11 protein-coding genes and 1 pseudogene are annotated in these 11,965 nt (G+C 69.8%); 6 read left to right on the top strand and 6 right to left on the bottom strand.

What is annotated here, in order from left to right:
- Window positions 1-1,006, bottom strand: a 1,006-nt coding sequence (locus E1165_RS02105) for a glycoside hydrolase family 5 protein (protein ID WP_132387090.1), incomplete at its 3' end; no start/stop codon positions are given.
- A 330-nt stretch (window positions 1,007-1,336) separates the two neighbouring features.
- A complete protein-coding gene (locus E1165_RS02100) occupies window positions 1,337-2,764 on the bottom strand; it encodes an MFS transporter (protein ID WP_132387088.1) in 1,428 nt (475 codons plus the stop codon).
- Between the two features lie 134 nt (window positions 2,765-2,898).
- Here E1165_RS02100 and E1165_RS02095 point away from each other — a divergent pair, with 134 nt between their 5' ends.
- The gene (locus E1165_RS02095; protein WP_132387086.1) at window positions 2,899-3,288 is read left to right on the top strand and encodes a MarR family winged helix-turn-helix transcriptional regulator; all 390 of its coding nucleotides are present in this window, start codon (window positions 2,899-2,901) and stop codon (window positions 3,286-3,288) included.
- A 142-nt stretch (window positions 3,289-3,430) separates the two neighbouring features.
- Window positions 3,431-3,961, top strand: a complete 531-nt coding sequence (locus E1165_RS02090; RefSeq protein WP_132387084.1) for an ATP-binding cassette domain-containing protein — start codon at window positions 3,431-3,433, stop codon at window positions 3,959-3,961.
- Between the two features lies 1 nt (window position 3,962).
- Here the strand turns inward: E1165_RS02090 and E1165_RS30585 are convergent.
- Window positions 3,963-4,073: pseudogene (locus E1165_RS30585) on the bottom strand (hypothetical protein); the annotation flags it as partial.
- 636 nt (window positions 4,074-4,709) lie between these two features.
- Here E1165_RS30585 and E1165_RS02080 point away from each other — a divergent pair.
- The 3 genes from E1165_RS02080 (at window position 4,710) to E1165_RS02070 (ending at window position 7,453) form a co-directional block, all read left to right on the top strand.
- Window positions 4,710-5,063, top strand: a complete 354-nt coding sequence (locus E1165_RS02080) for a PadR family transcriptional regulator (protein ID WP_243704545.1) — start codon at window positions 4,710-4,712, stop codon at window positions 5,061-5,063.
- Window positions 5,060-6,118 (top strand): hypothetical protein, encoded by a 1,059-nt coding sequence (locus tag E1165_RS02075; protein ID WP_165945114.1) that lies wholly within the window; start codon window positions 5,060-5,062, stop codon window positions 6,116-6,118. Before E1165_RS02080 ends, E1165_RS02075 begins: the two co-directional genes overlap by 4 nt.
- Before the next feature lie 186 nt (window positions 6,119-6,304).
- Window positions 6,305-7,453 carry a GyrI-like domain-containing protein gene (locus tag E1165_RS02070; RefSeq protein WP_132387080.1) on the top strand — a complete coding sequence of 383 codons (1,149 nt, stop codon included), beginning with the start codon at window positions 6,305-6,307 and terminating at the stop codon, window positions 7,451-7,453.
- A 140-nt stretch (window positions 7,454-7,593) separates the two neighbouring features.
- Here the strand turns inward: E1165_RS02070 and E1165_RS02065 are convergent, their stop codons facing one another.
- A complete protein-coding gene (locus E1165_RS02065) occupies window positions 7,594-8,151 on the bottom strand; it encodes a DUF4232 domain-containing protein (RefSeq protein WP_165945113.1) in 558 nt (185 codons plus the stop codon).
- A gap of 57 nt (window positions 8,152-8,208) precedes the next feature.
- On the opposite strand from E1165_RS02065, the gene E1165_RS02060 reads away from it, so the two are divergent.
- Window positions 8,209-9,075 carry an isocitrate lyase/phosphoenolpyruvate mutase family protein gene (locus tag E1165_RS02060; RefSeq protein ID WP_243704544.1) on the top strand — a complete coding sequence of 289 codons (867 nt, stop codon included), beginning with the start codon at window positions 8,209-8,211 and terminating at the stop codon, window positions 9,073-9,075.
- 146 nt (window positions 9,076-9,221) lie between these two features.
- Here E1165_RS02060 and E1165_RS29685 read toward each other — a convergent pair whose 3' ends face one another.
- Together E1165_RS29685 and E1165_RS02050 are read right to left on the bottom strand one after the other, a co-directional pair.
- Window positions 9,222-9,806, bottom strand: coding sequence for a zinc-binding dehydrogenase (locus tag E1165_RS29685; protein ID WP_132387076.1), 585 nt, complete (start codon window positions 9,804-9,806; stop codon window positions 9,222-9,224).
- Window positions 9,807-10,013: 207 nt separating this feature from the next.
- Window positions 10,014-11,936, bottom strand: coding sequence for a glycosyl hydrolase 53 family protein (locus E1165_RS02050; protein ID WP_132387074.1), 1,923 nt, complete (start codon window positions 11,934-11,936; stop codon window positions 10,014-10,016).
- Window positions 11,937-11,965: the final 29 nt, after the last annotated feature.

Below are 11,965 nucleotides of genomic sequence, written 5' to 3'. Positions count from 1 at the left end.
GCGTCGCCGTCGGCGGTGGGGTGGTGGGCGTGCCCGCGAAGACGGTGGCTTCCCGGGAGGTGGCCCTGATGCCGTTCGCGCCGTTGAAGATGCGCTGGCCCCAGGTAGTGAGCTGGTTGGGGTCGAAGTTGAGAGCCATGTCCAGGATCGGGTCGGTGTTGCCGCTCCAGGACCAGCCGAGATAGCCGATGCCGCGGGCCTGTGCCTCGGCCAAGATGGTGTCGTGGTCCACCTCGCCCGAGTTGAATCGCCAACCGAACTCACCGACTACCAGTGGCAGGCCCTTGTCGGCGAAGGCGTCGAGGTACGAGGTGATGCTCGAGGCGCTGTTGTACACGCTGTACATGTGGATCGAGAACACCGTGTTCCGCAGGCTGTCGGCGTCCCACACGGTCTGCGCGTTGTCCCGCATCGTGTTGGTCCAGTCCTGGCCCCAGTTCGGCGCGTCCACCATGAGCAGGTGTTGGAAACCGTTGCTGCGCAACTTCCTGATCGCGTTCGCGGTGGCGTCGGTCCACTGGCCGGGGTTGGTGTTGCCGATCGGCTCGTTGCCGATGTTGACGACGACGTAGCTCTCCTGGCCGACCAACGCGCTCTTCTGGCTGATCCAGTAGTCGACCGCCTCGTCGAGGCTGGCGGCGGCGCCCTCCTCGCCGTAGCCGGTGGTGTCGTGCACCTCCAGTACGCAGATCATCCGGTTCCGTTTGCACAGCGCGATGACGTCGGCGACATCGGTGGAGGGGCCCCACCGCTTACCTGTGCCCAGCACGACGCGGACGGTGTTGGCGCCAAGCGCCTTGATGTCGGCGAAGGAACTGGTCTGGCCGGTGTACCAGACGTGCGGGTGGTTGACCCCGCGCATGACGAAGGTCTGGCCGTTGGCCTCCACGATGTTACGACCCTCGATGTGTAGGCCCACCGCCGCATCGGCGGGACGGGCGAACACCACGATCGATGCCGTGATGGCGAGTAGGGCGGCGCTGAAGGCGGCGAGTCGTCTCTTCATGACCTACCTCGGGATGTGTAGGCCCCGGTAGGGGCAGCGGGCTACACGGCGGGTGGTCGCCCCGACGATCACTGCCCAATGCGCGTGGGGACGGGCGTAGCCACTGGACCTGTTACCTCGGCGATTCCGGCTCGCAGAGGACGGTACTCGCCCCCGACACCCGGCGCAATCCAAGCACGTCGATGCTGTCCGTCGGCCGCAGCCGGGCGCGTCTTCCGTGGCGGTAGCACGTGCGTCTGGGTGGCGGCTGGCACGTGATCGACGGCGACGCCGGGCGTCGGCCCGCCGGAAACCGGCGGGCCGACGGCCCGGTGGCCGTCCCCCGGTGGGTCAGACGCGCCGGCTCCTGCGCAGCGCCGCCAGGCTGAGAACCAGTCCGACCAGCGCCACCACGGTGACGAGGTTGACGCCGGGGCGGAACTGGCTGAAGTCACCCACCTGGCCGGTCGTCTCGTCGCCGGACACCAGGGCGGTGACGAGAGCGAGCACCAGGGCGGCGCCGACCTGGCCGGAGGTCTGCACGAGGCCGGAGGCCAGGCCCTGTTCGGAGTCGTCGATGCCGTCGGTGGCCTGGGCGGTGATCGAGCTGAACCCGAAGGCGAAGCCGCCGCCGAGCAGGAGCATGGTCGGCAGGACGGTCAGCAGGTAGTGGGGCGTGTCCCCGGCCGTCAGCAGGAACCACAGATAGCCCAGGGTCAGTGAGACCATGGCGGCCAGGATCACCCGGGCCGTGCCGTAGCGGTCGATCAGGCGGGCGACGAACGGTGCGCCGAAGGCGACCAGCAGCCCTGCGGGCAGCAGGGCCAACGCCATCTGCAGCGGCGACCAGCGCAGCACGTTCTGCAGGTAGAGCGTCATGATGAACTGGAAACTGAGGTAGCTGCCGAACAGCGCGACCATACTGACGTTGGCCCGTACGACGGTGGCGGAACGCAGGATGCCGAGTCGGATCAGGGGGTGCCGTACCCGGCGCTCCGTGGCCACGAAGCCCACCAGCAGGAGGACGGCGGAGGCGGCGGCGGCCAGCGTCACCGGGTCGAACAGGCCCCGTTCCGGGGCGGCGACCACGCTGTAGACGGCCGCGAGCATCCCGCCGGTGAGGGTGAGCGCGCCGACCAGGTCGTGCCCGCCGTCGGCGGCGGGCCGGTCCCGTGGGATCAGGGTGAGGCCGGCGATCAGGGCCGCCACTGCCAGCGGGACAGGGATGAGGAACGTCCATCGCCAGCCCAGGCCGGTGAGGAGTCCACCCATGATGAGCCCGCTGGAGTAACCGCTGGCGCCGAACACCGTGAAGATGGAGAGCGCCCTGTTGCGGGCCGGCCCGGCGGGGAACGTGGTGGTCAGGATGGACAGGGCGGTGGGAGCGGTGAAGGCGGCTGCGAGGCCCTTGACGAAACGGGTGGCGATGAGCAGGGTGCTGTCGTCCACCAGGCCGCCGACCAGGGACGCGGCGGCGAAGACGCCCAGCGCCACCAGGAAGGTCACCCGCCGGCCGAGCAGGTCCGCGGTGCGGCCACCGAGCAGCAGCAGCCCGCCGTAGCCGAGGACGTAGCCGTTGACGATCCATTGCAGCGAGGCGGTGGACAGGTTGAGGTCGGCTCCGATGGAGGGTAGGGCCACGCCGACCATCGAGACGTCGAGTGCGTCGAGGAACAGCACGGCGCAGAGTACGGCGAGGAGTCCCCAGAGCTGCGGTGTCCAGTGCGTCCCGGTGCGGGTGGGCCTGTGGGTCGGCGTCGAACCGGCCGGTCTCGTCATGACCGGCGTCGTGCCGGTGGCGTTGTCGATCACAGGACGGACATTAGATGCAGACGCATCTAATGTCCATGCATCTTGTGCGCCTGCATATAATTAGGTGTACGAAGCTCACGACCGGAGGTACGATCCGCGCGATGACGTCCGAGGTTGCCCTGATCGAGCGCTGGCGCTCGTTGCTGACCAGCTACAACCGCGTCGCGGGCCAACTCGACCGCGCCCTTCAGGACCGGCATGGCCTCACCCTGACGGAGTTCGAGACGCTCGACCGGCTCGTCGCTCAGGATGGTGAGAAGCGTCGCATGCAGGATCTGGCGGGCGACATGTACCTCAGTCAGAGCGCACTGTCCCGCATGGTGGACCGGCTGGAGAAGCGCGGTCTGGTCCTGCGCGCGGTCTGTGAGGCCGACCGTCGTGGCGTGTTCGTCGCCGCGACCGAGGAGGGCGTGCGGCGGCACACCGAGGCCCGGCGTACCTACCTCGCCGTTCTGGCTGACCATCTACCGTCGAACGGCCCCGGTGACTGACCGGCCGGCCGGCGACCCGCCTCGTCGTGTTGTCGATCACCCGGTCGGTGGTCCGGCTTCGCGACACGCTCCAAGCCGGCGCGGCCGACGTCAGGAAGCGGCGTTCAACGTGGCCAGCGCCCGGTGGAAACGGCGGACGGCAATGACCACCCGGGACCCCGACCGTGCCGTGCCGACCGTACGCGGCCTACGGATCCACGACTCCGCCGGCACGGCCCTGCTCGGTGGCGTGGACCTGGCCGCCCGAACCGGCACCGTCACCGCCGTCACCGGAGCGTCCGGCTGCGGCAAGACCACGCTGCTGCGCGCCTGCGCCGGTACGCTTCCGCCCGGATTCACCTGGGAGGGCGAGCTACGGGTGCTCGGTGAGCCGATGCTGGCGCTGGACCGCCACCGCCTACGCCGGATGCGACACACCGCGATCCGTTACGTCGGCCAGGACCCCGCCAGCCGGCTCAACCCACGAATGCGTGTCGCCGACCTGGTCCGCGAGAGCGCACCCGACCGTGGCACCGGTGCCCTCCTCGAACTGCTCGCCAGCCTGCGCCTGCCGGACCCGCCCGCGCTGCTACGCCGCCGCCCCGGTCAGCTCTCCGGCGGCCAGGCCCGGCGGGCAGCGGGGTCTCGCTCCGGGCGACCTGCGCGGCCAGCTCGGCACCCTCCAGTGTGCTGATCACCGTGTGCGCCAGGTCCCGGGCGTCGGCGCGGGTGAAGCCCGTGGCGCGCAGTTTCGCCTCCACCAGGTCCCGCCAGCGGGTGAACGCCTCATCGGCCGTGCGCTGGATGTCAGGCGCTCGGACGGCGGTGCCGAGCGCGGTGGCGTGACGGGGCGGCCGTCGACCCAGTCAGAGTCGCGCAGGTCGCGGGCGAGGGTACGCGCCGCCCGATCGCCTCGGCCTGGCCGCCGGGCGCGGTACGGACAGCTTCACGAGCCTGGTCGACATCCTCGCCGCCCGGCCCTGCCCGTCCCACCTCGCACCTGTGCCCGGTGACCGCGACATCCCCCGCTCGGCTGCGACACCTCGTCGCCGAGCAGGGAAACTACGTCCGCGGCGGCGTGGGGACGGTCCCGCTTGTCTGGGTCGACGACGTGGGGCGTGCCGCCGGATTCTCCGGGGCTGCGTCCTCGAGGTCACCGCTCGCGGCTGACGGTCGTGACCCGGGTGGCCGGGTGGCCCGGGGCAGCACCACGTGACCGCTGTACCCGGGGCCCAGGAAGATGCCTTCGTGGGTGGGCGGGGCACCGACCACGCTGATCTCCGGCCGTGGTGTCACCGGGGCGAAGTCGGGTCCGCCCAGGTCTGCGGCGTCCGCCGCGTCACCGTCGCCCATGATGGCTCCCTTCCAGGGGCTCGGCGGATGTCGGCCCAGCACTCCGTCTTCGCTTCACAGCATATCCTGGCATCCATTATATTGGGCGCATGGCTTCTCGGGCGATGACAGAACCAGCCTTCTTCATCCTCACCGCGTTACTCGACGCGCCACGGCACGGATACGGGATCGTCTCCGACGTGGCGGAACTGTCCCGTGGGCGGGTCCAGCTCAAGATCGGCTCGCTGTACGGCGTGTTGGACCGACTCGTCGTGGACGGACTGGTGGAACTCGACCGGGAGGAGGCGTGGCAGGGCCGGCTCCGCCGGTACTACCGGCTGACCGAGCGGGGCCGTCACGCGCTCGCCGCCGAGGCGGAACGGCTGGCCGCGAACGCCCGTATCGCCTCGGCCCGGCTACGCGAACTGCATCCGCGCCCGATCACGGGGCCGGCGCCGTCGTGAGCCGGTTGGAGGAGCGCTATCGCCTCCTGTTGCGACTGCTGCCCGCCGACTACCGGCGCGAGTGGGAGGACGACATGGTCGCCGCCTTCCTGGAGAGCATGGACACCGGCGATGCGGAGACCAGCGCGTACGTCGCCGACTACGGCCGGCCGCAGCTCTCCGAGGTCGCCAGTGTCATCGCTCTCGCCGCCCGGCTGCGGCTCGGCGGAACCGACGCCCCACCCCGCTCGTACGCGTGGGGAGAAGCCGTCCGCCTGGCGACTCTGATGGCGACACTGGCCCACGCCGTGATGGTCACCGCCGGTGTGGCCATCACGACGTGGCTGTCCGGCAACATCGCATGGCTACCCGCCCCGCCGCCCGACTGGATGCCCGTTGCTGCGGGCAACCTCTGGCGCACCGCGTGGGACCTGGCCGACTATGCCTGGTTGCCGGCTTACGTCGCACTCGTCCTCGGCCATCGGCGCGTAGCCCAGGCACTGGCGCTGCTTGCCATCCTGCCCCCGGCCCTGACCAACGCCGTGCGCCAGGCCGCCGGCGAGGTTCCGCCGTCCGCGTCGCCGTGGGTGATGCTGCTTCTCGACGGTGTCCTGGTGCTCGCCATGGCCGCGTTCCACGACGACGCCGCACCAGTGCCGCGCCGTCGATGGCTGCGCGCGCTGCCGATCGGCATCCTCCTCGTCCCGGTGCCGCTGTTTGCCGTCCAGGCCACGAGTCAGGTGCTGCGACTGCTGGACTGGCCCGGTCTGTCCTGTGTCCTCGTCAGCGTCGCCACCGTGATCCACCTGGCGGGTCGGCGGCCCTACCGGCCAGCGCGCGCGCTGCCGTGGTCGCTGGCGCTCACCCTGCTCGCCACCACGATTCTCGCCCTGCGCCTGGTGACCATGGTGGACTACGGCCACCAGGCGCAGCACGCGACACTGCTCACGATCGCCGCAGCCGAGGCGGCCGTACTCCTTGCGGTGGGCGCGCCATTGGCGGCAATGACCATCCGAGCGCTGCGCCGACTTCCCGCAGCGCCGACCGAACCGCCCCGCGAGGGTATCGGCCCTTGACATATGTCGTGGACCTGGGTCAGGAACGTCGGTGAGCTCGGCGTGACCCCGCAACCGGACCTGGCACGCCGGGCGGAGCGCCGATGACCTGGAACACCTCTCGCTTCTCCACGCCTATGCGGTTCGCCCAGATGACCCTCGACGACCCTCTGTGCCGCGCGAGTATTCCAGTACTAGAATATCCTCATGTCCCGTCCGTTGACCGACGCTGAGCTGACCGTGCTGGGTCTGGTGGCCGAGAGACCCCGGCACGGCTACGAACTGGAGGCGGTCATCGAGGCTCGGGGCATCCGCGAATGGACGTCCCTGGGTTTCTCGTCGATCTACTACGTCCTCGGTCGGCTGGAGTCACGCGACCTGGTCTCGAGCACCCGACCGGACGGGACGGCGAAGGGCCGCCGAGTCTATGCCGCCACCCCGGACGGCATGCGGCTGCTGACCGAGGCGACCCGACAGGCCCTCGCGGAGCTGCGCCCGGCTCACCCGTCTGTGCTCGTCGGTCTGGCCAACAGTCCGGTCCTGCCGGCACGGGAGGTCGTCGACGCGTTGCGCGAGCGCGAGGCCCGGGTGGGGGAGCGTCTCGCCGCGATCCAGGCGACTCGGGCAGCACAGGAGCCGGTCGCGGACTTCGTGGCCGCCATCTTCGACTACAGCACGACCCAGCTCCGCGCCGAGCAGGACTGGACCGCCGCCACGATCAGAATTCTGGAGAGGGCCATGACGAAGTCGGACATCAAGCGGGACCGCAAGGACCTCTACGCCCCGCGCGCCGAGAGTTTCCAGCTCGTGGACGTGCCCGTACTGCCGTTCCTGATGGTCGACGGGGAGGGTGATCCCAACACGGCGGAGTCCTATCAGGATGCCGTGACGGCGTTGTACGCCGTCTCGTACACGTTGAAGTTCGCCAGCAAGCAGCGGCTCGGCCGGGACTACGTGGTCGCCCCGCTGGAGGGCCTGTGGTCAGCAGATGATCCCACCGTGTTCCTGACTCGGGCCAAGGGTGAGTGGCGGTGGACCATGATGATCACCCAGCCTGATTGGATCACCGCGGACATGGTGGACGAGGCGGTCCGGCTGGCCGCCACCAAGAAACACCTGCCGGCAGTGGACAAGATACGGTTCGGGCAGTACGCCGAGGGGTTGTCCGTGCAGGTGCTGCACGTCGGCCCGTACGACGACGAGGGCCCGGTGCTCGAGCGCCTCCACCATGAGTTCATGCCGGCCAATGGCCTCACGTTCAACGGGCCGCACCACGAGATCTATCTGAGCGACCCGCGCAGGAGCGAGCCGGCGAAGCTGCGGACGATCCTCCGCCAACCCGTGGCCCGTATGTGACCACCGTGCCGATGGTGCCGGCCACGGGGCGAAGTGACCTCGTCGGACGCTGGCGGCGACGCTCGTCGCCGCCTCCTCGGGTGGGTGCGGCCGCCCTGCTTCTGGCCCGACTGCCACCCGTCCCGTGTTGGGGGTGCGGGCTACCGGACAGCGACCCAGGGGCTGGTGGCGAGGGTACCGGTCGTCCCGAGGTCGACGCCGCCATGCGGGGTGAGCAGCTGTCCTCGCTGGCCGGACGCCGGGGCCACCTCGATGTGAACGCCGGTCGTCGCGGGCACGCCCGTGTCCGTCACGGTGTTGCGCCACACCAGGACGGCGGTCGCCTCGCCGCCTGAGCCCAGTGTCACAGGCTTCGGTGGACCGTCGAAGCCGGCGATGCGTGAGATCGTCGATGTGCCCTCGGCGACGGTGAGCGTCAGCGGCTTGCGGTCGGCGTCGAGCAGCCGTAGCACCGGGTAGCCGTTCACCGGGTACGGCGTCGCCCCGCAGTTGACCATCCTGACCTTCATCGCGCGCAGCCCGGAGGCGGCCTCCACCTGCCCCGCCGTCAATGCCACGCCGGACGTCGGGCATTCCGGACCCGTGCTGGCGCTGGGGGCCGGTGGTGGGGGCGGGATCGGTGCCGGCTCCGCGTTGCAGGCGGTGAGCGGCAACACGGTGGACACGGCAAGCAGACAGGCGGCTGTCTTGATGCGCATCCGACAATTCTTGAGCATTGGTGATCGTTCGTTGGTGTAGGGCAACGGGCGGGCGTTTTGCGCCATGACCTCGACGAGCTCGAGCGCCTCTGGTCGCCACTGAATGTCAGACCGGGCGGTTACCCTGGCGCCACTGCCATGCTTCTCGACGGGAGGATGATGATGGCCGGTGACACGGCGGATCTGAAGGCGCGTGCCGAGAGGCTCCGCGAGCTACACGCCGACGGGATGCTCGTCCTGCCCAACGTGTGGGATGCGGCGAGCGCGACGGTCGTGGCCGAAGCCGGCTTTCCCGCGATCGCCACTGCCAGCGCGGCGATCTCGGCGATGCTCGGCTATGCCGACGGCGAGCACGCGCCGTGGCAGGAGATGTTCGCGGCGGCCGGGCGGGTCGCCCGGGCGGTGGCGGTCCCCGTCACCGTGGATGCCGAGGCGGGATACGGCATGCAGCCGCGTGAACTGGTGGACCGGTTGCTGGACATCGGCGCGGTCGGGTGCAACCTGGAGGACACCGACCATCGTGCGGGCGGCCTGGTCGACGCCGTCGCGCAGGCCCAATGGCTCGCGGCGGTGCGCTCCGCCGCGGACGACGCCGGTGTACCGATCGTCATCAATGCCCGCGTCGACACCTTCCTGCCCACCAGCGGGATACCCGAGCCCGATCGGTTGGCAGAGGCGGTACGGCGGGGCAGGCTCTACCGGGACGCCGGCGCCGACTGCGTCTACCCCATCGGGGTACGCCACGAGCGCGACATCGCCACCCTGGTCGCCGAACTACCCGGCCCGGTCAACGGCAACACCGGGGAACACCTGGATCTGGCCACCCTCAGGGAACTGGGCGTGGCGCGCGTGTCCTACGGGCCCCGTTTCTACCGCGCGGCCATGGCTGACCTCAAGACCACCGTCCAGGAGCTGCTGGCCTGACGGTGGTCACCGCTGGTCTCCTGCCGCCGCCCGGGGCGACCAGGCTGACAGGGCGAGGGCCAGCCTCCCGCGGGAGGTGCCGCTGGAGATGAGTTCGAGTGCGGCGACAGCATCGGTGAAGTGAGAGGCGACGGGAGTACGAGGCGTCAGAAGTCCCGCACCATGCCAGCCCAGGCACTCCCGCAGCGCTCGGATCGCGGTGGCCACGTCGCGGCTGGCGTAGCCGGCAATGTCTTCGCCGATGATCGCGATGTTTTCACCAGCACGTCGAGTAGGTTGATGCTCGGGATGTCGCCACTGGCGAACCCGGTCGTGACAAGCCGTCCCTCCCACGACAGGCCGTTGAGCAGTTCGGCGGTCAGGTCACCGCCGACGAGGTCGAGAGCGATGTCGGCCCCCCGTCCGTCAGTCAGGCGGCGGACGGATTCCGCGAGACCGTCGGGCGGCACGATGTGGTCGGCGGCCGGTGGCGGCAGAGTGCCCGAGCGGTCCACGGCGACGACTCGTGCGCCACGGGCTCGTGCGACCTGGAGAGCCGCCTCTCCGACGTTGCCCGTGCTTCCTGTGACGACGGTCTCGCCCGGCCTCAGCCCTCCTCGGTGCAGCAGTGACCCGTGCGCGGTCGCGTACGAGACGGGAAATGCCGCCGCGGTGAGGTCGTCCATGTCGTGGGGGACCGGCAGCAGGTGAGCGGCGTCAACGACGACGCGGTGCTCGCCGCTCAGGACCACAGCATCCGGAGTGCGGATCGGTAGCTGAAAGGTTTGGGCCGTGGGTTGACTGCGCTGCTCGTGGTTGACCGCGGGTTCGTCAAGTCGTCCGGGGCCGCCGTGAGCTGGCTGAAGCGATGAGCGCACGCCGCGGGGCGGCGAGCAGCACCTGCTCGCCGCCCCGCGGTTGCTGACTGCCCGACCCGTGGCCGGCGCCCTGTTCCTCTGTCACCCGCTCCTGACCTGGCCCGGACGGACGACGTCGATGACCGCCGTGACCGGACCCACATCGGTCATGCCGCTGACGGTCACCTCACCTGGCGCGTCGGTCGCCCCGGCCGGCAACGCCTGCCACTGGACGGGGACACTGGTGACCGCGCCGTTCGCGGTGGTGAGCACGCGGATGGAGGGCGGCAGTGCCGGGACGCCCTTGACCACCGTGGCGGTGTAGACGGTGTCCTCGACGATGTGCCTGGCCTGGCTGGCGTTGAACACGTTGATGGACGCGTGTGGCTCCCAGGTGTTCGCCATTCCGGGGACAGCCCGGAACATCGTCTGGAAGCCCGCCGGCTCCCAGACCAGCACGCCGGTGCCCTGGTTGTTCACCACGTCGTTGGCGGCCTGAAAGACCCGCTGGATCGCGTCCGCCTGGCCCTGGACGGTGCGCGGGAAGGGCGAGTGGGGCATCGGCGAGCCGCCACCGCCGGACGCGGGGTAGGCCGTCTCGGCTACCTCGATCTCGTAGTCGGGATACGTCGTCGCCATCGTGTGTAGGTTCCGCTCCAGCGCCTCGGGCGTACCGTGCCACTCGGAGTAGTACGAGATGGCCAGCACGTCCGGGTTCTGACCCTTGGCCTTCACCCGGGTGAGGAACTGATGCCAGAACTCCATGGTCTTGGCGAGCCGGTCGGTGCCGACGATCACGTGGATCTCCACCTTGGACGTGGGGGACGCGTCGCGGACGGCCTTGATCCCGGATGCGGCCAGCGTGGTGAACCGGTCCCACGCCTCGTTGTAGAGCCGCTGCTCGACCGGGTCGGTGGACTGCCAGTACCGCCACAGCAGGCCACCGCCGGGCTTCGACTGGTAGATGCCGGCCTGGTTGGCGAAGTACGGCGGATTGGTGGTGCCGATGAGGGCGGCCTCGCTGCCGTACATGAAGCCGTTGATGATCTCGTTTCCGACGGCGACCTTGTCCGGCGTGGTGCCCTGCTGGATCAACCGGCGGAGATAGTCGGCGGAGAAGTCGTACACCGCCTGGGTCAGGTCGTCGAACTCCAGCTCGGCCCAGGCGCGTGGTTTGGGTTGCTTGCCCGGGTCGGCCCACGAGTCCGCGTAGTGGAAGTCGATGCCGAGGCCCATGTCTCGCTGCTTGATCCACCGCGCCGAGTCCAGGGAGCGCTCCGGGCCCTGACGCGGGATCGGCGTCGGTTCTCCGTTGTTCTCGTTCCTGGGCTCGTTGAAGACACGCAGCCGGGTGTACTCCATGCCGCGGTCCTTGGCCACGTCGAGTAGGTGGGGCCCGGCACCCTTGTCGGCGGCCAGGGGGTCGACCCAGTACTGCCGGGTCTGGAAGTCGTCGACCCAGGACATGTCGGCGCCGAGGATGAGGTCGTCGCGTAGGTAGTTGAAGACCTGGATCTCGCTGACACCGACCCTGGCGCGGCTCGACACGTCGGTGAACGTGAGCCGGACGAAGCGCGTTCCCGGGCGGGTGAACAGGTGCACCGCCCCTCGTGACGCGACCTGGTTGCGGGAGTTGTTGGCGATGGTTCCCCACCGGCGACCGTCGGGTGAGGCCTCGACGACGTACCGGTGCACCGCGCCGCGGTCCGGGAACATCACCTTGACCTTGCGGAGGTTGTCGTAGGTGCCGCCAAGGTCGACGGTCAGCCGATGGGGGGCGCTGCGGCGGTCGGCGTACCAGGACGTCGTCGGGTCGCCGTCGATGGCCAGCCGTGCGGCGGACGAGTCGCTGCTCGCCGTCGCCGAGGCCCAGAACTTGGCGGCGATGTTGCTCTCGATCGGTTTGATGTCCGCGGTGCCGAAGATCGCCTGCGCCGGGCTGGGCGCCGCGAGTATCGCCGTGCTCACCAGCGTCGTGAGTGCGGTGATGCCCACGGCGGTGCGGGCGGGATACCTGCTCCTCATATCTCTCCTAACCCGTACGGGCTCTGGCG

The organism is Micromonospora sp. KC723, from assembly GCF_004348595.1.
GTDB lineage: Bacteria > Actinomycetota > Actinomycetes > Mycobacteriales > Micromonosporaceae > Micromonospora.
Note: the sequence above shows the minus strand (reverse complement) of the source record. Positions and strands in the feature narration are given on the sequence as shown.

Bases quoted from the DNA above. Each gene is read 5' to 3' on its own strand.
- E1165_RS02065 (WP_165945113.1), bottom strand. From the start codon at position 8,151: ATGCGCATCAAGACAGCCGCCTGTCTGCTTGCCGTGTCCACCGTGTTG.
- E1165_RS02100 (WP_132387088.1), bottom strand. From the start codon at position 2,764: ATGACGAGACCGGCCGGTTCGACGCCGACCCACAGGCCCACCCGCACC.
- E1165_RS02080 (WP_243704545.1), top strand. From the start codon at position 4,710: ATGGCTTCTCGGGCGATGACAGAACCAGCCTTCTTCATCCTCACCGCG.
- E1165_RS02095 (WP_132387086.1), top strand. From the start codon at position 2,899: ATGACGTCCGAGGTTGCCCTGATCGAGCGCTGGCGCTCGTTGCTGACC.
- E1165_RS02050 (WP_132387074.1), bottom strand. From the start codon at position 11,936: ATGAGGAGCAGGTATCCCGCCCGCACCGCCGTGGGCATCACCGCACTC.
- E1165_RS02070 (WP_132387080.1), top strand. From the start codon at position 6,305: ATGTCCCGTCCGTTGACCGACGCTGAGCTGACCGTGCTGGGTCTGGTG.
- E1165_RS02090 (WP_132387084.1), top strand. From the start codon at position 3,431: ATGACCACCCGGGACCCCGACCGTGCCGTGCCGACCGTACGCGGCCTA.